Genomic DNA, 19,301 nt, shown 5'->3' with positions numbered 1-19,301 from the left:
TAATTTTTTATGCATCGCGGTCCTTCCCCGCCGTCCTGTAGATAATAATTTGCTGCGGATGCAATCAGGTAAACCTACGGCATTATGTAAGCTCTCAACCGCTGCCTGAAAATGGCGTCATCGCTGGGGAAGCATAGAGAGTTCTTATCTGATTTTTTTGCAGCATCAGTGATTCGCCAGATGCCGGGAGGCATACCAAAATGTCGTGAGAAGGCGCGAGTGAACGTTTGCTGTGAGTCGTAGTTGAACTGATCAGCTACCTCTGCAATAGTGGCTTCAGTAAACCTTAAACTCAGCGAGGCCGCCTGCATTCTGGTGTTATTAATATATTTCCCGAGGCTGACTCCGCAATGCTTTGTGAACATTCTGTTAAGGTGCCATTTTGAATATCCACTTTTTTTAGCCACTTTATCCAGGCTTATTTTTTCATCCGCATGATCATCAATCCATTCTGTTAATGCATTAAAGAAGTTTTTATCTGTCATGCCATCCCCCTTTTGCGTTTTTTGCGGTCTCTTTTAATTCAAATCCATTATCACACAAAATTTAATTCTATATTGACCGTTTGCAATTCCCTTGTCTAAGCTCCTTTCATTTTATTTTCGCCACCGATTTATCTCCTTTAGTAAAAGGCTCTATCTCAGCACGCGACTATCCCCTAAAGTCATCAATGAACAATCAGGAAATGATGAAGAATCTGTCAATGTTGCACAAAAAGTGATCTCTGTTGAGGCGAACGTCTTAGGTGTTGGATTATCCGTCGTCCGTGGAAGATTTACGGTGTATTACTCATGCAGCATCATGAACGATTTCCTGTGCGGGTTACGGCAGGGTTTCAGTAGTGAGCCATTCGCGCATAGCATCTGCACCTGAAACCGCCAGGCGGGTATGCGTCCACAGCGGTCTGAACACCGGGACACCTGAAGCCAGCCGGTAATCGCGCGTAATATCGGAATCAGGTAATTCACTGAGATGCCTGATATTTTCAGGATAGTCTAAAATTCTTTAAGTAGGCGTCAGCAACAAACCTCGCGGTAACGACGCGGTTTATCAGAAAGAGGACGAAAAATGAAATTCGCTGTAATTTTTGAAGATACCGGCGTTGAAGAGGAACATGAGTTTGACACCAAACCTGTTGCCGGAGATTTAGTGACGTTAACGCGCGATGGGATAGGTAAAGATTATATCGTGATCATTGAGCCGGATCCTGACCACACCCATGACGATGGGCCTGATGGACACCCGACAAAGGCCAGGGTCCGGCCAGCGTAGCCTCCGCTAAGATCTACTCCGCCGCCCAACAGGGCGGTTTTTATTGCCTGTTATCCGGAGGTGAATATAACTTTTTTCAGGCTGTTCAGGATGATATGCCGACGCGGATCATAACCCTTTGCAATCCAGAGCCGAAATTGCTGACGCCGTTTCCTTGCCTGTAACAGGGATATCGACGGATAATCCCCCTGTAGTCAGCTGACGGGCTAAGCCTCCCAGCGATAACGGTAGAAAAATGTCACGTTGCCTCAAATGGAGAGCCTGACATTCAGTCCGGACGAGTCGAAGATAACCTCTGCTTTGTCGCGGCGCTTACCCAGCGCTTTCCTGAGCTTAGTGTCTGTCTGCAATGTGTACATCTTCTTTGCGTCTACGCAGAGGTGTACACAAAACACATAAATTAACGCTACTCAGAGTCAGCCATGATAAAGAAACATAAAGCATGTCCTCAGGATAACCCTCTGATATGAGTGATTTTTATAAAGAAACGTTGTCCGAACTCAAGCACAATAAAGTGAAAGCGTATGCCCTCCGATAATATCTACGCCGAAAAACGCCTGCCCAGCGCGTTTCGTCAGAGCTGGCACCATTTCTATGGCAACCCGATTTCGATGGTCGGGCTGTATGGCTTTGGCGCACTGCTGCTGCTCTGTCTGTTTGGCGGGCTGATAGCGCCATACGATATCGATCAGCAGTTCCTGGGTTATCAGTTGCTGCCGCCGTCCTGGTCACACTACGGCGATGTCTCCTTCTTTCTCGGCACTGACGATCTGGGTCGGGATGTGCTGAGCCGCCTGCTGAGCGGTGCGGGCCCAACGGTGGGTTCGGCGATTCTGGTGACGCTGTTCGCCACGCTCGGCGCGCTGGTGCTGGGCGTACTGGCGGGCATGACGCATGGCATACGCTCGGCGGTGATGAACCACGTACTGGATACCCTGCTCTCTATTCCGTCGCTGTTACTGGCGATTATCGTGGTGGCGTTTCTCGGACCGCGACTCGAGCATGCACTGCTGGCCGTCTGGCTGGCGCTGATTCCACGTCTGGTGCGCGAGATTTATAGTGCCGTGCATGATGAGCTGGAAAAAGAGTATGTGGTGGCGGCACGTCTGGACGGTGCCAGAGGCCGCAACATCCTGCGCTACGCCATTTTGCCTAACATTTTACCGTTGCTGATCACCGAAATTACCCGCGCGCTGTCGATGGCGATTCTGGATATAGCCGCACTCGGGTTTCTCGACCTGGGCGCGCAGCTGCCTTCGCCCGAATGGGGAGCGATGCTGGGTGATTCGCTGGAGCTGATCTACGTCGCCCCCTGGACCGTTATGCTGCCGGGTGTGGCACTGATGGTCAGCGTATTAATTGTTAACCTGCTCGGTGACGGCATCCGTCGCGCCGTCGAAGCGGGAGTGGAATAAATGCCGTTACTCGATATCCGTAATCTGACCATTGAATTTATGACCGCTGACGGACCGGTCAAAGCGGTCGATCGCGTCAATCTGACGCTGGGCGAAGGTGAAATCCGTGGCCTGGTCGGTGAGTCCGGCTCCGGTAAGAGTCTGGTTGCCAAGGCGATCTGCGGCGTAACTAACGATAACTGGCGTGTCACCGCCGATCGCATGGTATTTGATGATGTCGACCTGCTGCGCCTGTCGTCGCGCGAGCGCCGCCGCATTATCGGACATAACGTCTCGATGATTTTTCAGGAGCCGCAATCCTGTCTGGATCCCTCTGAAAGCATCGGTCGTCAGCTGATGCAGGTGATCCCGCGCTGGACGTATAAAGGTCCGTGGCTGAAACGCTTCTGGTTCTGGCGCAAAACCCGCGCCATCGAACTGCTGCATCGCGTCGGCATTAAAGATCACAAAGATATAATGCGCAGCTTCCCCTATGAGCTGACCGAAGGCGAATGCCAGAAAGTGATGATCGCGATTGCGCTGGCTAATCAGCCGCGTCTGCTGATTGCCGATGAGCCGACGAATGCCATGGAACCCACTACGCAGGCGCAGATTTTCCGCCTGCTGAGCCGTCTGAACCAGAACAACAACACCACCATTCTGCTGATCAGTCATGACCTGCGCACCATGAGCCAGTGGGCGGACCGTATCAACGTGATGTACTGTGGTCAGACGGTAGAAACCGCCCAGAGCGAAGATTTAATGAGTACGCCGCACCATCCTTATACTCAGGCGCTGATTCGGGCGATGCCCGATTTTGGACGATCCCTGCCGCACAAAAGCCGTCTCAATACCCTGTCAGGGGCGATCCCGTCGCTGGACAGCCTGCCGATTGGCTGTCGTCTGGGGCCACGTTGCCCTTATGCGCAGCGCAAATGTATTGAAACGCCACGGCTCACCGGCAGCAAAACGCATCTTTATGCCTGTCATTTCCCGCTGAATATGGAGGGCCAGTAGCATGGAGACCCTGCTGGAAGTGCGCAACCTGAGTAAAACCTTTCGCTATCGCACGGGCCTGTTCCGCCGTCAGCACGTTGAGGCGGTGAAGTCAGTCAGTTTTACCCTACGCGAGAGGCAGACGCTGGCGATAATCGGCGAAAATGGCTCCGGCAAGTCCACGCTGGCGAAGATGCTCAGCGGCATGGTCGCCCCTACCGAAGGTGAGATTCTGATAGACGATCATCCGCTGACCTTCGGCGATTATGGCTATCGCAGTCAGCGCATCCGCATGATTTTCCAGGACCCCTCAACCTCCCTGAATCCGCGTCAGCGTATCAGCCAGATTCTGGAGTTCCCGCTGCGGCTTAATACCGATCTCAGCGCGGAGGATCGAGAGAAACGCATTATCGCTACCCTGCGTCAGGTGGGATTACTGCGCGATCACGCCGGCTATTATCCGCACATGCTGGCACCCGGTCAGAAGCAGCGTCTGGGGCTGGCCCGCGCGTTGATTTTGCAACCCAAAGTGATTGTGGCCGATGAAGCGCTGGCCTCACTGGATATGACCATGCGTTCCCAGCTGGTGAATCTGATGCTGGAACTGCAGGAGAAGCATGGTATCGCATACATTTATGTTACCCAGCATCTGGGGATGATGAAGCACATCAGCGATAAGGTGCTGGTGATGCATCAGGGCGAAGTGGTCGAGCGCGGCGGCACCGCTGATGTGCTGGCCTCCCCGCTGCACGATCTGACCCGACGACTGATCAGCAGCCACTTTGGCGAAGCATTGAGTGCCGAAGCCTGGCGGCGAGAGCGTTGATTTTTGCTGCATATCGCGGAAATTGCGGGCCGATTTACCTGATTTATGAGAGACGTGCTAGAATCCGCACGTCGATTAACGTCGGTCGCTTACTTTTTAACCATGCGGCCGCCAACTACAATGACCATAAGGATTACAGCTATGGGTTTTCTTTCCGGTAAGCGCATTCTGATTACTGGCGTTGCCAGTAAACTTTCCATCGCCTACGGTATTGCACAGGCGATGCACAAACAGGGCGCAGAACTGGCTTTCACCTACCAGAACGACAAATTAAAAGGTCGTGTGGAAGAGTTTGCCAAAGATTTGGGTTCAGACATCGTGCTGCCATGTGACGTAGCCGAAGATGAGAGCATCAAATCTCTGTTCACTGAACTGGCAAAAACCTGGCCGAAATTTGACGGTTTCGTTCACTCTATCGGTTTCGCCCCTGGCGAGCAGCTGGTTGGCGACTACGTGAACGCCGTTACCCGCGAAGGCTTTAAAATCGCGCATGACATCAGTGCTTACAGCTTCGTCGCGATGGCCAAAGAGTGCCGCGAGATGCTGAATCCACACTCTGCGCTGCTGACCCTCTCTTACCTGGGTGCTGAGCGCGCGATCCCGAACTACAACGTGATGGGTCTGGCGAAAGCGTCGCTGGAAGCCAACGTGCGCTACATGGCAAACGCCATGGGCCCGGAAGGCGTGCGTGTTAACGCCGTTTCTGCCGGTCCAATCCGCACCCTGGCAGCATCAGGCATCAAAGATTTCCGTAAGATGCTGGCACACTGCGAAGCGGTCACCCCGATTCGCCGTACCGTTACCATCGAAGATGTCGGCAACTCAGCAGCATTCCTCTGCTCTGACCTGGCAGGCGGCATCACCGGTGAAGTGGTACACGTTGATGGCGGCTTCAGCATCGCCGCAATGAACGAACTGGAACTGAAATAAGTTCTGCAAGGGCGAGCCTGGCTCGCCCTTCACTTTCTCCCGCCTCGCCCTTCCTGCCTGATTTCGCTGCCGTTATACCGTAACGCTATTAATTATCACCGATCAATCTTTTGCCCCGGACTGGCCATCAGCGACGATAAGCCTGCCCTTCGGTTTATGCATATTTTCAGATTCTGCCGCCTGCATACCGAACCCGAATTTGCAAAAGGATTGATCATGGAACAACGCCGCTATCCGGGCCATAACCACTGGTTTTACGAGAGCCAGACCAGTCCACGTACCTCACAGGCCGCACCGCTGGTGCCCGAGGCCGCCCATATCGATGACCGTTTTTTGCTGGGATGTTACGCCGATGACAACGTGGTGCAGTCACTGCTGCGCACCAATCAGCCCGCCCTGCTGGCGGCGCGCGATCTGGCACAGCTGCTGTTCCCCGACCGCGTCGTCACCACGCTCACGCATACCTTAACGCTTTACGATCGCCTCAGCACGGCGCTGACGGTGGCGCAGGTGGCGGGTGTACAGCGGCTGTGTAATCACTACTCTGCCCGCCTCAATCCGTTGCCCGGGCCCGACTCCTCACGTGAAAGTAATAATCGCCTCACCCAGATTACGCAATATGCACGCCAGCTGGCGATGCAGCCTGAGCTGATCAGCGCCAGCGCAATCACTGCCCTGGATGCAGTCGGCCTGACAGAGCCCGATATTGTGACGCTGAATCAGGTGATCGGCTTTGTCAGTTATCAGGCGCGGGTGGTCGCCGGTTTACAGGCGCTGCAGGCCCAGCCGGTACGCTGGCTGCCCGGCAGCACTGCACCACCGGATGCTGAGGCCGCAGGTTTTGATCAGCCTGCCCGCTGGCAGCCCGTGCTGAAACCGCTGGAGTTGCGGTATGCCAGTGCTGAGCAGCTCGCTGCCATTACCCGCTGTCAATCGCTGCCGGGAATGCAGGACGCGGTATGGCTGCTGGCACACGATCCCTCAGTGCTCTATGGCTGGGCGCAACTGCGTCAGCATCTCACTCAGGACAATACTCTGGCAGAAGCGACGGCCGCCCGTATTCTGGGCAGTCGCTGGGCGTTCCGGCTGCTGGCCGGAAATGAGATCTTAATTGAGGGCGTGGATGACGCGGCGGCAAAAGAGGAAGAGCAGCAGATTATTGCGCTGGCGGCGCAGCTGACCCGTTCGCCAGAGCGTTTCAGCGCAGCCCATCTGCAGCCGCTAATGGAGGCGGGCTGGGAGGCTGATGCGCTGTTTACGCTGATACAGAGCGTGGCGATAGGCAACTGGAACAGCCGCCTGTTTTACGCCCTGGGCGAATCGCAGTAACCGCGTTAAACCGGCAGCAGACCGCGTGCTTCATCGAAAAAGTGCTGCGCCAGCGGTGTGGCTCGGCCCGGTTCGGCAATTACCAGCGCCGCCTGGCGCGCCATCGGCGGCAGCGTAATAGCGCGCTGCTGCAGCCCCTGTAATGAAGCGGACAGCAGATGACCGACCGGCGACACCAGCAGCCCGAGACCGACCTGCGCGCATTGCATCAGTTGCATGACAGAGGCGCTCTCGACGATCACCCGGGGTACCAGCGCCGCCTCTCGAAAAGCCATATCAAGATAACGCCGGAAATAACGCGTCGGCTCCGCCAGGCAGAGCGGCTGTTGTGCCACTTCATCAAGCGTCAGCGCGGTTTCCCCCACCAGCTCAGGGAAATGGTCGGGATGGAATATGGCTTCAACGCCCCGATCTGCCAGCATCTCGGTCTGAAAATGGAGTTCACGCAGGGTTGCCATCTCGAAAAAACCGATCCCGACATCCACGGTGTGGCTGTTGAGCGCTTCCAGCAACTGGTCAGCACTGAGTACCGCAATGCGATAGTCGAGCTGAGGATAACGCGCCTGCACCGCTTTCAGCAGCAGCGGCAGTGCCATGCTGCACTGCGGCACCACGCCAACCCGCAGCGTACCGTTTACCCCATGCTTCAGCGATTCCACTTCCAGCTTCAGCCCCTGATAGACCGAAACGATTTCCCGCGCCCATGCCAGCACACGGTCGCCCTCTGGGGTAAATCCGGCAAAGTTATTGCTGCGGTTAATCAGCGGCAGGCCCAGCTCGCGCTCAAGATTTTTCAGGCGCATAGAGAGGGTTGGCTGTGTAACAAAACTGGCTTCCGCGGCCCGCCCGAAATGGCGTTCACGTTCCAGGTTACACAAGTAAATGAGTTGTTTAATGTCGATGTTAATTATCCATCAGCAGGTTGAAGGCTGTTCGCATTACTGTCTCGTTCGCAGGATCAACCAGAGTATAAGGCTGAATGTTACCCCGCGCAGGCTCGGATGTTTTAACCGCACGGTTCATTTGCACAGGCGGATCGATGAAATCAGGACTTCGCGCCGCCCTGGTTTAAGCAGCAATAAGGAGTGTGCACTTAAATCATCGCGCCCTGTTGTTTTGCTGGCTTAGTAAAGATGGCATTCAGCGCCAGACAGATTAAACCAAACCCCACTGGCAGCAGGAAATCGTAGCTAAGCAGTCGGTAAAGCCCGATTCCGGCTACCCCTCCTGCAAGGAAAGAAAGCAGGGTCAGACAGTGTAGCCGCAGCCGGCCCAGATAGAGCGGTGCCTCTTTCGGTGACGCTTTACGTCGCAGCACCTCAAACAGCATTGCCAGCTCAATCCCGATATCGGTCGCCGTGCCGGAGATATGGGTAGTGCGAACGCGGGCATTGGAGATCCGCGTCACCACCGCATTCTGCAGCCCCATCAAAAAGCTCAGGCTCATGATCAACACGACACCGGGCGACTGCGGCGGAAAGTGATTTTCAATCACCCCCAGTGCAATCAGCGCGCTGCCCTCAATCAGGATGACAAAGGCATAGATGGTGCGGATATTTCTGCGGTGCCCGGCATTAATGATCAGCGTTGAACACATGGAACCCGCAATAAACAGAAGCACGATCGACAGAAAAAACAGGCCAGGCCCCAGATTCGCTTTTGCCAGGTGATCGGACAGCAGCGAGACATTCCCGGTCATGTTGGCTGAAAAAAAACCGACGATCTCAAAGGCTGCGGTATTCAGTGCGCCTGCGGCAGCGGCAAGCGTGCAGGCCAGTCGGGTATCCGCGCTGTTGCTGCGGGCACTTTCCGTGCTGATTAGCATGACCACCCCATATTTACTGGAAAGCCTTATAATCCGCCGATTAGCCCTGCGCCACAAGGCACTGAATCAAACTCTCCCTTCTCTGTCGGGCATTACTCAGCATCGGGGCTCCGGACTCCGCGCTGTATAAACTCAGCGCGGAGAGCCCTGATTAACTGTTTGCCAGACGGAAGGTGGAGACCGACTGCGTCAGATACTGCACCTGCTCTTCCAGTGAGGCAGATGCTGCGGCAGACTCCTGCACCAGCGCCGAGTTCTGCTGTGTGACGCTGTCCATCTCGGTAACCGCCTGCTCAATCTGACCGATACCGCGACTCTGTTCATCAGAAGCGGTTGAGATGTGCTCCATCAGCAGATTCACGCGGCTGACCGAGGAGATAATGGCGCTCATCGCCTCACCGGTCCGGCTGACCTGATCGGAACCGGCGTGGATGATCGAAACAGATTCCGCAATCAGCCCCTCAATCTCTTTGGCTGCGGTAGCGCTGCGCTGGGCCAGATTACGGACTTCCCCTGCCACCACCGCAAAACCGCGACCCTGTTCACCCGCCCTGGCGGCTTCGACTGCCGCGTTCAGCGCCAGAATATTGGTCTGGAAGGCGATGCTGTCGATCACGGTGGTGATCTCCTCGATCTTCTTCGAGCTGGCATTAATCAGCGCCATCGATGTCACCACTTCCTGCGAGACCTTTTCGCCGCTTTCCGCGTTTTTCACCGCTTCACTGGTCAGGCGGCAGGCTTCAAAGACGTTTTCAGTGTTCTGTTTCACCGTTGCGCCCAGCTGCTCCATGCTGGCAGCGGTTTCCGTCAGCGCGGCAGCCTGCTGTTCGGTTCGCGAGGCGAGATCGATGTTGCCCGCCGCAATCTCCTGAGAGGCGGTGGAGACTGAGCGGGTTGAATCGCGCACCTGGAGAATAATGGCGGTCAGCGCGCTGCGCATCTGCTCCAGCGAGCCCATCAGCAACTGAATTTCACTGCGCGAACCGGCTTTGGCCGGCACCGTGGTATCCAGGACGCCCGCCGCAATCAGCTTGCAGTGTTCCTGCGCATCATTGATCGGCGAAAGCACATAGCGCTTCATGAAGATGTAAATGGCGACGATGATGGCGAAAAACAGCACCCCAAACAGCCCCAGCAGGGTAATGCCGGAGGTAAAGTGACTCTGTGCATCGCTGTTAAGCTTTTTGGCATAGGTTTCATGCTGAGCCAGCACCCGGTCCAGAATGATTTCATACTGACGATCAAGGCGAACCACGGTGGCGATCTGATTTTTAAAGCGCACCTGATCGTGTGCCTCTGCCGCCTCAATCAACGGCTGTAAACCCTGCTGACGATAGGCCTGATAAGCCTGACTATAGGCGTCGGCTTCCGCCTCTTCGCCCGGCAGACGCGGCGCATTCATATAGGCCTGAAATGCAGCATCCGCTTTGCTGGCCACGGTCCGAACGCTGTCCAGCGTGGCGGGATTATTTGCGTCACTGCCCTCAATCTCCTTCATGTACTCCATCAGACGCACACGCAGCGTGCGGCTGTGGTTAATGGGGTCAATCACCGAGAGCACCACACGGATCTCTTTGTTAACCGCATTCAGCGAGTGATTGCTCTGGATCAGCAACCAGGTGCTGATTGCCACGCTGGTGAGAAACAGCGCCAGCAGGAAGGAGAAGATAATCAGGGAGGATTTTTTTAACGACATCGCGGTGTTCCGAAAAGTAAGAGGATTAGTCGCTATATCGGCAGAAAGGTACGGCCCATTAGGGCTGGGCTTTTTTTAGTTACAATAAGCGGGACGGCAGCGGGCGGAGCGCTCCGGGGAACAGGGGCTAACCGCCCACGGGCATCGGGCGGTTAGCGTCGTCACTAAGAGTGAAACAGGCTGCCGTTAAGCGACGCCCAGCGCCATTTTTACCTCGTTGGCGATCTTCTCGACCTGCGGGCCGTAGATCACCTGAATGTCGTGCTCGCTGACGCGATTGACCCCGTTGGCACCGGTGCTCATCAGCGTCTGATCGACCACCTGATTCATCTCTTTGACCCGCACGCGCAGCCGGGTAAAGCAGCAATCGACATCCTCGATATTGGCCTGCCCGCCCAGCCCGCTGATAATGACCTGAGTCCGTTCATCCGCGGCGACCTGTTGCGGTTTCTCATCCTCCGATTCACGGCCCGGCGTTTCAACATTCATCCGGGTGATCACCAGCCGGAAAGCGTAGTAGTAGATCGGCGCATAGATCACGCCCAGCGCCAGCGTCCACCACCAGTGGGTTTTTGCCCCGCCCAGCATGCCGAACACCACCAGGTCGATAACACCGCCCTGCACGTTGCCAATCATCAGATGCAGCATCGACATCAGCATAAACGACAGGCCGGTCAGGAAAGCGTGCAGCAGATAGAGCACCGGCGAGACAAAGATAAAGCAGAACTCCAGCGGTTCGGTGATGCCGGTGGTGAAGGAGGTCAGCGCCCCCGCCATGACCAGTGCTTTGACCCGCTGTTTATGCTCGGGTCGGGCGGTGTGATAGATCGCCAGCGCCGCGGCGGGCAGGCCGAACATCATCACCGGAATCTTGCCCTGCGCCAGAAACTGCGTGGCGGTGCGCAGCGTCTCATCGGGGATCGATCCCGGATGAGTCAGTGACGCGTTGAAGATGTTCAGTGCACCAACCACGGTCTGGCCATCGACCACCGCCATGCCGCCAATAGGCGTGAAACGCACGGTTTCGTTAAGGATGTGATGCAGGCCGGTGGGGATCAGGATGCGCTCAAAGGCCCCCAGCAGAAAAGCGCCATACTGCCCGCTTTTGCCAATCATCTGTCCAATCCAGGCGATACCGTCGCCAATGGTCGGCCAGATCAGCGCCAGCAATACCCCAATCAGTGGCAGACAGACCACGGTCACAATCGGCACAAAACGCCGTCCGCCAAAGAAGCTGATCGCGGTAGGCAGTTGCTGGGTATAAAAGCGATTGTGCAGCGCCACCGTTACCAGTCCGGCAATCACCCCGCCCAGTACGCTCATGTTGTAGGTAAAGACGCCCAGCATGTTGATATATTCCGCCGAGGTCATCATGGCGGAGGTCTGGTCCATGCCCGCCTGCTGCAGGGCTGCAGGCGTGGTGGTGGCGGCGGTGATCCCTTTGGCCGCCAGCGTCACGCTGATACCGACGTTCATCACGATATAGCCAATCACCGCGGCAAAGGCGGCGGTAGGTTTTTCCGCTTTCGCCAGTCCGATGGCACTCGCTACCGCAAAGAAGACCGGCAGATTAGCGAATAGCGCTCCGGCAACCTTGCGAATAAAGCCGATAATTAACTGCGGCACCTGCATCTGCGCAAAGGCATCGCCGGTGACCGCCGGGTTCTGCATGGCCGCCGCCAGCCCAAGGAAGATACCTGCGGCAGCGATGACCGAGATTGGCATCATCAACGCTTTGCCAAATGCATGAATCTGGCTGGTCAGCTGTTTCATGGAGTCGCGCCCTCTCTGATTGTGAACAGCAAGTATTAGCCTGTTGTCGGGAGAACTCCCGTTATCAGCAGGTTAAAGGCGGGTAAAATCTGACCAGCATCACATTTCTGGCTTATGCACGATAAACGCCAGCTATCGCACCATTAAGTCAATCAATTAGACAAGGTATGAGGATAGCTGCAGACTTCCTTTCACCATCAGGATATAACCTGATAACAAACACCAAACAATAATTCCTACTATAAAAAGCCTGCACTCAATATGAAATTTAAACGCCAAATCAAACCCTATCGCGCGGCAGCGGGCGGCTGGGGTTCACTGGAAGCCACCACGCGTTTCGTTCTTGACAGCAAAGCGGCCCTGAAAAATATGCGCAACCTGATGCGCATGAACAAAGCACGCGGTTTTGACTGTCCAGGCTGCGCCTGGGGTGATGACAATAAAAGTACCTTCAGCTTCTGCGAGAATGGCGCCAAAGCGGTGACCTGGGAAGCGACACGCCGGATGGTCGACACCGACTTTTTCGCTAAACACAGCGTAACCACGCTCTATACCCAGAGTGACTACTTCCTGGAGTATCAGGGACGTCTGACCCATCCGCTGCGCTACAACGCGGAAACCGATCACTACGAGCCCATCAGCTGGGATGATGCGTTTGCGCTGATCGCGCAGCACATCAAGGCGATGGATCATCCGGATCAGATGGAGCTTTACACCTCCGGTCGCGCCAGCAATGAAGCCTCCTGGCTCTATCAGCTGTTTGGTCGCCTGATGGGGACCAATAACTTCCCTGACTGCTCCAATATGTGCCACGAAGCCAGCGGCACCGGCCTGAAGCGCAGCATTGGCGTCGGTAAAGGCACCATTCGTCTGGATGATTTCGACCACGCAGATGCCATTTTTGTCTTCGGTCAGAATCCCGGCACTAACCATCCGCGTATGCTGCACAGCCTGCGTCACGCTGCCGATCACGGTGCGAAAATCGTCACCTTTAATACCCTGCGTGAACGCGGTCTGGAACGTTTTGCCGATCCGCAGAAACCGCTGGAAGTGGTGACTTCGAAAGCGGGCAACATCAGCTCCTCCTATTACCAGCCGAACCTGGGCGGTGATATGGCGGCGGTGCGCGGCATGGTGAAATCCCTGCTGGAAACCCACCGCGCGCGTCTGGCGGCTGGTGAAAGCGGCCTGTTCGATCAGACCTTTATCAATGCTAAAACCAACGGCATTGAGGCGTATCTCGACGCCGTGGATAACACCAGCTGGATGCAGATTGTGGCGCAGTCGGGCCTGACGCAGGCGCAGATCCGTGAAGCCGCGGCGATCTACCAGAGCGCTGACCGGGTGATCTGTACTTGGGCGATGGGCATCACCCAGCACAAACACTCTGTCGACACGGTGCGCGAGATCACCAACCTGCAGTTGCTGTTTGGCCAGCTGGGTAAAAAAGGCGCAGGCCTCTGCCCGGTTCGTGGTCACAGTAATGTGCAGGGCAACCGCACCATGGGCATCGATGAGAAACCGGCGAAAGCCTTCCTGGATGCGCTGGGGAATCATTTCAATTTCGAGCCCCCGCGTGCGGCAGGCCACAACACCGTGGAAGCGCTGAACGCCATGCTGCGTGATGAAGTGAAAGTGCTGATCGCGCTGGGTGGCAACCTGGCGGCGGCCGCACCCGACTCACCGCGCACCGAAGAGGCGATGTCACGCTGTGGTCTGACCGTGCATATCAGCACCAAACTGAACCGCAGCCATCTGGTGCCGGGTCACGATGGGCTGATTCTGCCGACGCTGGGCCGCACCGAGCGCGATCTGCAGGCCACCGGCAATCAGTTTATTACCGTGGAAGACTCCTTCAGCATGGTGCACGCCTCTGAAGGGATCGGTATTCCGCTGGCGGAAACGCAGCGTTCAGAGACCTGGATTGTTGCCGGTATCGCCGAGGCGGTGCTGGGTGATGAAAAAGTGAAATGGCGCGAGCTGGCGGGTGATTACAACCTGATCCGTGAGCACATCGCCGCGACGATCCCGGGCTTTGCCGACTTTAACGCCAAATGTGATATCCCGGGCGGTTTCTATCTGGGCAACGCAGCAGCCGAGTTGCGCTTCAACACCCCGAGCCAGAAAGCGGAGTTCAACGCCTCAGCGCTGCCGACCTCACTGTTCCCGAATCTTGATCAGGACGTGCCTTTTACCCTGCAGACGCTGCGTTCGCACGACCAGTACAACACCACCATTTACGGCCTTGATGACCGTTACCGTGGCGTGTTTGGTCAGCGTGAAGTGGTGTTCATCAACCCGGACGATATGGCAGACCTGGGCTTTACCGAAGGCCAGAATGTCGATATCGAAACGCTGTGGAATGATGGCATTACCCGTCGCGTCAGCGGATTCAAACTGGTTCCCTACAATATTCCGCGCGGTAACCTGGCGGCCTATTATCCGGAAACCAACCCGCTGGTGCCGCTGAACAGCTTTGGTGATGACAGTGGCACACCGACCTCAAAATCGGTGCCGGTGAAGCTGGAACTCTCTGGGGCACTGGCCGATCAGCGCATCGCCTGACAGCCCTTTCACTCCCCCCTAAAAAGCCGGCTCGTCCGGCTTTTTGCCTTGCCGCGCGACGTCGATTCGCGTAAAACTGTCAGCCGCAATCAGCCAACGAAACGTAAAAATTATGTTCCAGGATAACCCGCTGCTCGCGCAGCTGAAAGAGAAGCTCCATTCGCAAACGCCTCGTGCTGAAGGCGTCGTAAAAGGCACTGAAAAAGGCTTCGGCTTTCTGGAAGTCGATGCGCAAAAAAGTTACTTCATTCCGCCACCGCAGATGAAGAAAGTGATGCACGGCGATCGTATCACCGCCGTGATCCACAGCGATAAAGATCGCGAAAGCGCTGAGCCGGAAACCCTGGTTGAGCCGTTCCTGAGCCGCTTTGTTGGCCGGGTTCAGAAGAAAGACGATCGCCTGTCGATTGTGCCGGATCATCCCCTGCTGAAGGATGCGATCCAGTGTCGCCCTGCGCGCGATGTCAGCCATGAGTTTGAAAATGGTGACTGGGCCGTGGCGGAGATGCGTCGCCATCCGCTGAAAGGCGATCGCGGCTTTTATGCCGAACTCACCGATTTTATTGTCAAAGCTGATGACCATCTGGCGCCGTGGTGGGTGACACTGTCGCGTCATAACCTTGAGCGTGAAGCGCCCGATGTCAGTTTTGGCGAGATGCTGGATGAAAATCTGACGCGTGAAGATCTGACCGCGCTGGATTTCGTTACCATCGACAGCGCCAGCACCCAGGATATGGATGATGCGCTCTTTGTGGAAGCCCTGGACGATGGCGCCCTGCGTCTGACCATCGCTATCGCCGACCCTACCGCCTATGTGCCGGAAGGCAGTCAGCTCGATAAGCTGGCGGCGCAGCGTGCGTTTACCAACTACCTGCCGGGCTTTAACATCCCGATGCTGCCGCGCGAACTCTCTGATGATGTCTGCTCGCTGCGTCCGAATGTGCGCCGTCCGGCCCTGGCCTGCCGCGTGACCGTGGCAGCCGATGGCAACTTAGGTGATGACGTTGAGTTCTTTGCCGCCTGGATCGAATCCAAAGCCAAGCTGGCGTATGACGACGTCTCTGACTGGCTGGAAAACAGCGGCTCATGGCAGCCGGAAAGTGAGGCGATTGCTGAACAGATTCGCCTGCTGCATCGCCTCTGCCTGGCGCGCAGCGAGTGGCGTCAGACTCACGCGCTGGTGTTTAAAGATCGCCCGGATTACCGCTTCCTGCTGGGTGAAAAAGGTGAAGTGCTGGAGATTGTGGCTGAACCGCGCCGCATCGCTAACCGCATTGTCGAAGAGTCTATGATTCTGGCCAACGTCTGCGCGGCGAAAGTGCTGCGTGACCGTCTCGGTTTTGGTATCTACAACGTCCATGCCGGTTTCGATGCCACCAATGCTGAACAGGCCGCGGCCGTGCTGGCCAACCATGGTATTACCGTGGATGCGCAGGCGATCACCACGCTGGAAGGTTTCCGCGTGCTGCGTCGTGAGCTTGATGCCCAGCCGACCCAGTTCCTCGACAGCCGGATCCGTCGCTTCCAGACCTTCGCTGAGATCAGCACCGAGCCTGGCCCGCACTTTGGCCTGGGACTTGAGGCTTACGCCACATGGACCTCACCGATTCGTAAGTTCGGTGACATGGTCAACCATCGTCTGCTGAAAGCGATTATTCGCGGTGAGCAGATCGGTCGTCCGGATGATGCGCTGACGGTGACGATGAGTGAGCGCCGCCGCCTGAACCGCATGGCGGAACGTGATGTTGGCGACTGGCTCTACGCCCGTTATCTGGCGCCGTTTGCAGCAACCGACCGTCGCTTCAGCGCCGAGATTATCGATGTGTCACGTGGTGGCATGCGTGTTCGCCTGCTGGAGTTTGGCGCGGTCGCCTTTATCCCGGCTCCGTTCATTCACGCGGTGCGTGATGAGCTGGTCTGCAGCCAGGAAAATGGCAGCGTTCAGATCAAAGGCGAAGTGGTTTACCGTGTGACCGATGTGATTGATGTCACTATCGCCGAAGTCCGCATGGAAACCCGCAGCGTCGTGGCGCGTCCCGCCGTCTGAGTAGTGACGTACTGAGCAGTCAATCGGGCGGGATAACTCCGGTTATCCCGTCTGTTTCCACCCCGCCCGCATTGCAAAAAAGTTAAATTTGTACCCCGCTTCACACTTCTCCACTGATTAACTTTCACTTACATTCCATTACATTAAGTTTGACTCGTTGTTTTCGATCGCTTTCCTCTCGGTCCTCACAAGGAGTTAGTCATGAAAAACGTCAAAACCAGTGCGATCTGGTTAGTGGTGGCGTTAATCGGCGCGGGCGCTTTCGCCATGCTGGCCCTCAGCCGCGGCGAACACGTCAACGCAGTCTGGCTGGTGATAGCCGCTGTCGCCTGTTACAGCATCGCTTATCGCTTCTACAGCCTGTTTATCGCCCGCAATATTTTCGAACTGGACGACCGCCGGATGACGCCTGCCGAGCGGCTGAGCGACGGGCTCGATTATGTCCCGACCAATAAATGGGTGCTGTTTGGTCACCACTTTGCGGCTATTGCCGGTGCCGGCCCGCTGGTGGGTCCGATTCTGGCGGCGCAGATGGGCTTTCTGCCTGGCACCATCTGGATCCTGGTCGGGGTGATGCTGGCGGGTGCGGTACAGGATTTCCTGATCCTGTTTATCTCAACCCGTCGTGATGGCCGTTCACTGGGCGAGATGGCGCGGCAGGAGCTGGGTGCGTTTGCCGGTGTGGTGACCATGCTCGGCGCGCTGGGCGTCATGATCATTATCCTGTCGGCGCTGGCGCTGGTGGTGGTCAAGGCGCTGGCGAACAGTCCGTGGGGACTGTTTACCATCGCAGCCACCATTCCGATTGCGCTGTTTATGGGCGTCTACATGCGCTTTATCCGGCCCGGTAAAATCGCCGAAGTTTCACTGATTGGCTTTGTGCTGATGATGGCGGCGATTATCTATGGTGGTGACGTAGCCCAGCATCCTTACTGGGGGCCCTTCTTTACCCTGAAAGGCACCTCACTGACCTGGGTGCTGGTGATCTACGGCTTTATTGCCTCCGTGCTGCCGGTCTGGCTGCTGCTGGCTCCGCGTGACTACCTTTCGACCTTTCTTAAAATCGGCGTGATTGTCGGGCTGGCGGTGGGGATTGTTTTTGCCATGCCAGAGATGAAAATGCCGGCGGTCACCAAATTTATCGACGGCACCGGCCCGGTCTTCTCCGGCGCGATGTTCCCGTTCCTGTTTATTACTATTGCCTGCGGCGCCATCTCCGGCTTCCATGCGCTGGTCTCCAGCGGCACCACGCCAAAACTGGTGGAGCGGGAAAGTCATATCCGCTTTATTGGCTATGGCGCGATGCTGATGGAATCCTTTGTGGCGATCATGGCGCTGATTTGTGCCTCGGTACTCGATCCGGGCGTCTACTTTGCCATGAACTCCCCGGCTGCGCTGATTGGTACCACCGTTGAAAGCGCCTCTCAGGTGATCAACGGCTGGGGCTTTGTCGTCACGCCGGAAATGCTGAGCGGCATCGCCCGTGACGTGGGTGAAGGCTCGATCCTGTCCCGCGCAGGCGGCGCGCCAACCTTCGCGGTGGGGATGGCCCACATCATTACCGAGATCTTTAACAGCCGGGCGATGATGGCGTTCTGGTATCACTTCGCCATTCTGTTTGAAGCGCTGTTCATTCTGACGGCGGTCGATGCCGGTACCCGCGCCTGCCGCTTTATGGTGCAGGATCTGGCAGGCACCGTGGTGCCTTCTATGGCGAATAACCGCTCCTGGCTGGGCAATATGGCCGGCACGACCGTGGCGGTCGCGGGCTGGGGCTTCTTTGTCTATCAGGGCGTGGTCGATCCGCTCGGCGGCATTAACACTCTGTGGCCGCTGTTTGGTATCGGCAATCAGATGCTGGCGTCCATGGCGCTGATCCTCGGCACCGTGGTGCTGTTTAAAATGAAAAAGCAGCGTTACGCCTGGGTGACTATCCTGCCAACTGTCTGGCTGTTTATCACCTCGATGACTGCAGGCTGGCAGAAAATCTTCCATGAAAAACCGTCGATTGGCTTCCTGGCGCAGGCGAATAAGTTCCGCAAAGGGCTGGATGAAGGCGTGATCATCGCCCCGGCAAAAAGCGTGGCAGATATGCAGACCATCGTCTTCAGCAATCAGATTAACGCGGCCCTGTGCGCCTTCTTTATGCTGGTGGCGGTCACGATGCTCATCTCTGCGTTCTTTGTCATTCGCCGGGCGCTGCGCAGCGATCTTCCTACTACGCATGAGTCCGTTGTGACGCTGCGCAACAAGGAGGTGCGTCATGTCTGATGCTATTCATCAGTCCCAGCGTCCGCAGGGAGAGTGGCAGATTATCCGCTGCCAGCCTGCCGCCTCCCCACAGCCACAGGCATTCAGCTGGCGGGGATTCTGGCGCGGCCTGCAACAGTGTTTTCGCTTAATGGTCGGGGTGCAGGATTATCAAAAATATCTGCAGCATATGCGACTGCATCATCCCGATCAGCCGCCGATGAATGAGCGCGATTTCCACCGTTATTGTCTGGATGCCCGCTTCCCCAGCCAGGCAGGCAAACTGGGTAAATGTCCCTGCTGACCGCACTAAACAGCCCCGCATAGTCGGGGCTTTTTTGTGCCATTCTTATCTGGATGGGAAAATATATTCGGTTTGCATCTTGTGCTGGCGTCAG

15 protein-coding genes and 1 pseudogene are annotated in these 19,301 nt (G+C 56.4%); 10 read left to right on the top strand and 6 right to left on the bottom strand.

From position 1 onward, the window contains the following. Positions 1 to 74: 74 nt before the first annotated feature. Complete coding sequence (locus tag ACVKSX_RS02915; RefSeq protein ID WP_354438316.1) at positions 75 to 485, bottom strand: helix-turn-helix domain-containing protein; 411 nt, start codon at positions 483 to 485, stop codon at positions 75 to 77. A gap of 583 nt (positions 486 to 1,068) precedes the next feature. Here ACVKSX_RS02915 and ACVKSX_RS02910 point away from each other — a divergent pair. Next, positions 1,069 to 1,272, top strand: coding sequence for a hypothetical protein (locus tag ACVKSX_RS02910; protein ID WP_010244562.1), 204 nt, complete (start codon positions 1,069 to 1,071; stop codon positions 1,270 to 1,272). Between the two features lie 68 nt (positions 1,273 to 1,340). Here ACVKSX_RS02910 and ACVKSX_RS02905 read toward each other — a convergent pair. After that, positions 1,341 to 1,631: pseudogene (locus ACVKSX_RS02905) on the bottom strand (Arm DNA-binding domain-containing protein); the annotation flags it as partial. 165 nt (positions 1,632 to 1,796) lie between these two features. Here ACVKSX_RS02905 and sapC point away from each other — a divergent pair. The 5 genes from sapC to ACVKSX_RS02880 all read left to right on the top strand — a co-directional run bounded on the left by sapC (position 1,797) and on the right by ACVKSX_RS02880 (position 6,747). Next, positions 1,797 to 2,687 carry a putrescine export ABC transporter permease SapC gene (gene sapC, locus ACVKSX_RS02900; protein WP_010670235.1) on the top strand — a complete coding sequence of 297 codons (891 nt, stop codon included), beginning with the start codon at positions 1,797 to 1,799 and terminating at the stop codon, positions 2,685 to 2,687. Then, positions 2,688 to 3,683 (top strand): putrescine export ABC transporter ATP-binding protein SapD, encoded by a 996-nt coding sequence (gene sapD, locus ACVKSX_RS02895; RefSeq protein WP_354438314.1) that lies wholly within the window; start codon positions 2,688 to 2,690, stop codon positions 3,681 to 3,683. It begins immediately after the preceding gene. 1 nt (position 3,684) lies between these two features. Further along, the gene (gene sapF, locus ACVKSX_RS02890; protein ID WP_010244550.1) at positions 3,685 to 4,488 is read left to right on the top strand and encodes a putrescine export ABC transporter ATP-binding protein SapF; all 804 of its coding nucleotides are present in this window, start codon (positions 3,685 to 3,687) and stop codon (positions 4,486 to 4,488) included. Positions 4,489 to 4,629: 141 nt separating this feature from the next. Then, positions 4,630 to 5,418 carry an enoyl-ACP reductase FabI gene (fabI, locus tag ACVKSX_RS02885; RefSeq protein ID WP_010244547.1) on the top strand — a complete coding sequence of 263 codons (789 nt, stop codon included), beginning with the start codon at positions 4,630 to 4,632 and terminating at the stop codon, positions 5,416 to 5,418. Between the two features lie 216 nt (positions 5,419 to 5,634). Continuing rightward, positions 5,635 to 6,747 (top strand): CMD domain-containing protein, encoded by a 1,113-nt coding sequence (locus ACVKSX_RS02880; RefSeq protein WP_163851610.1) that lies wholly within the window; start codon positions 5,635 to 5,637, stop codon positions 6,745 to 6,747. A 5-nt stretch (positions 6,748 to 6,752) separates the two neighbouring features. Here ACVKSX_RS02880 and ACVKSX_RS02875 read toward each other — a convergent pair whose 3' ends face one another. The 4 genes from ACVKSX_RS02875 to ACVKSX_RS02860 form a co-directional block, all read right to left on the bottom strand. Then, positions 6,753 to 7,649, bottom strand: coding sequence for a LysR family transcriptional regulator (locus ACVKSX_RS02875; RefSeq protein ID WP_029519092.1), 897 nt, complete (start codon positions 7,647 to 7,649; stop codon positions 6,753 to 6,755). 191 nt (positions 7,650 to 7,840) lie between these two features. Continuing rightward, positions 7,841 to 8,572 (bottom strand): YoaK family protein, encoded by a 732-nt coding sequence (locus tag ACVKSX_RS02870; RefSeq protein WP_354438312.1) that lies wholly within the window; start codon positions 8,570 to 8,572, stop codon positions 7,841 to 7,843. Positions 8,573 to 8,723: 151 nt separating this feature from the next. Beyond that, positions 8,724 to 10,268 (bottom strand): methyl-accepting chemotaxis protein, encoded by a 1,545-nt coding sequence (locus ACVKSX_RS02865; RefSeq protein ID WP_187491455.1) that lies wholly within the window; start codon positions 10,266 to 10,268, stop codon positions 8,724 to 8,726. Between the two features lie 186 nt (positions 10,269 to 10,454). Beyond that, the gene (locus tag ACVKSX_RS02860) at positions 10,455 to 12,041 is read right to left on the bottom strand and encodes a PTS transporter subunit EIIC (protein WP_307379738.1); all 1,587 of its coding nucleotides are present in this window, start codon (positions 12,039 to 12,041) and stop codon (positions 10,455 to 10,457) included. Between the two features lie 261 nt (positions 12,042 to 12,302). Here ACVKSX_RS02860 and ACVKSX_RS02855 point away from each other — a divergent pair, with 261 nt between their 5' ends. From ACVKSX_RS02855 to ACVKSX_RS02840, 4 genes are all read left to right on the top strand, one after another. Continuing rightward, on the top strand, positions 12,303 to 14,606 hold the full coding sequence (locus ACVKSX_RS02855) for an FdhF/YdeP family oxidoreductase (protein WP_033771920.1): 2,304 nt from the start codon (positions 12,303 to 12,305) through the stop codon (positions 14,604 to 14,606). A gap of 112 nt (positions 14,607 to 14,718) precedes the next feature. Continuing rightward, the gene (locus ACVKSX_RS02850; RefSeq protein ID WP_089414145.1) at positions 14,719 to 16,653 is read left to right on the top strand and encodes an exoribonuclease II; all 1,935 of its coding nucleotides are present in this window, start codon (positions 14,719 to 14,721) and stop codon (positions 16,651 to 16,653) included. A gap of 201 nt (positions 16,654 to 16,854) precedes the next feature. Continuing rightward, entirely contained in the window at positions 16,855 to 18,924 is a 2,070-nt protein-coding gene (locus tag ACVKSX_RS02845) for a carbon starvation CstA family protein (protein WP_010244523.1), read from the top strand. Beyond that, the gene (locus tag ACVKSX_RS02840) at positions 18,917 to 19,207 is read left to right on the top strand and encodes a YbdD/YjiX family protein (RefSeq protein ID WP_182685781.1); all 291 of its coding nucleotides are present in this window, start codon (positions 18,917 to 18,919) and stop codon (positions 19,205 to 19,207) included. Before ACVKSX_RS02845 ends, ACVKSX_RS02840 begins: the two co-directional genes overlap by 8 nt. Positions 19,208 to 19,301: the final 94 nt, after the last annotated feature.

This window comes from Pantoea sp. PvP021 (genome assembly GCF_054056055.1).
The sequence above is the reverse complement of the archived record's forward strand: the minus strand, read 5'-3'. Positions and strand labels throughout refer to the sequence as shown.

Coding starts and splice junctions, on each gene's coding strand:
- ACVKSX_RS02915 (WP_354438316.1), bottom strand. CDS start 485: ATGACAGATAAAAACTTCTTTAATGCATTAACAGAATGGATTGATGAT.
- ACVKSX_RS02910 (WP_010244562.1), top strand. CDS start 1,069: ATGAAATTCGCTGTAATTTTTGAAGATACCGGCGTTGAAGAGGAACAT.
- sapC (WP_010670235.1), top strand. CDS start 1,797: ATGCCCTCCGATAATATCTACGCCGAAAAACGCCTGCCCAGCGCGTTT.
- sapD (WP_354438314.1), top strand. CDS start 2,688: ATGCCGTTACTCGATATCCGTAATCTGACCATTGAATTTATGACCGCT.
- sapF (WP_010244550.1), top strand. CDS start 3,685: ATGGAGACCCTGCTGGAAGTGCGCAACCTGAGTAAAACCTTTCGCTAT.
- fabI (WP_010244547.1), top strand. CDS start 4,630: ATGGGTTTTCTTTCCGGTAAGCGCATTCTGATTACTGGCGTTGCCAGT.
- ACVKSX_RS02880 (WP_163851610.1), top strand. CDS start 5,635: ATGGAACAACGCCGCTATCCGGGCCATAACCACTGGTTTTACGAGAGC.
- ACVKSX_RS02870 (WP_354438312.1), bottom strand. CDS start 8,572: ATGCTAATCAGCACGGAAAGTGCCCGCAGCAACAGCGCGGATACCCGA.
- ACVKSX_RS02865 (WP_187491455.1), bottom strand. CDS start 10,268: ATGTCGTTAAAAAAATCCTCCCTGATTATCTTCTCCTTCCTGCTGGCG.
- ACVKSX_RS02860 (WP_307379738.1), bottom strand. CDS start 12,041: ATGAAACAGCTGACCAGCCAGATTCATGCATTTGGCAAAGCGTTGATG.
- ACVKSX_RS02855 (WP_033771920.1), top strand. CDS start 12,303: ATGAAATTTAAACGCCAAATCAAACCCTATCGCGCGGCAGCGGGCGGC.
- ACVKSX_RS02850 (WP_089414145.1), top strand. CDS start 14,719: ATGTTCCAGGATAACCCGCTGCTCGCGCAGCTGAAAGAGAAGCTCCAT.
- ACVKSX_RS02845 (WP_010244523.1), top strand. CDS start 16,855: ATGAAAAACGTCAAAACCAGTGCGATCTGGTTAGTGGTGGCGTTAATC.
- ACVKSX_RS02840 (WP_182685781.1), top strand. CDS start 18,917: ATGTCTGATGCTATTCATCAGTCCCAGCGTCCGCAGGGAGAGTGGCAG.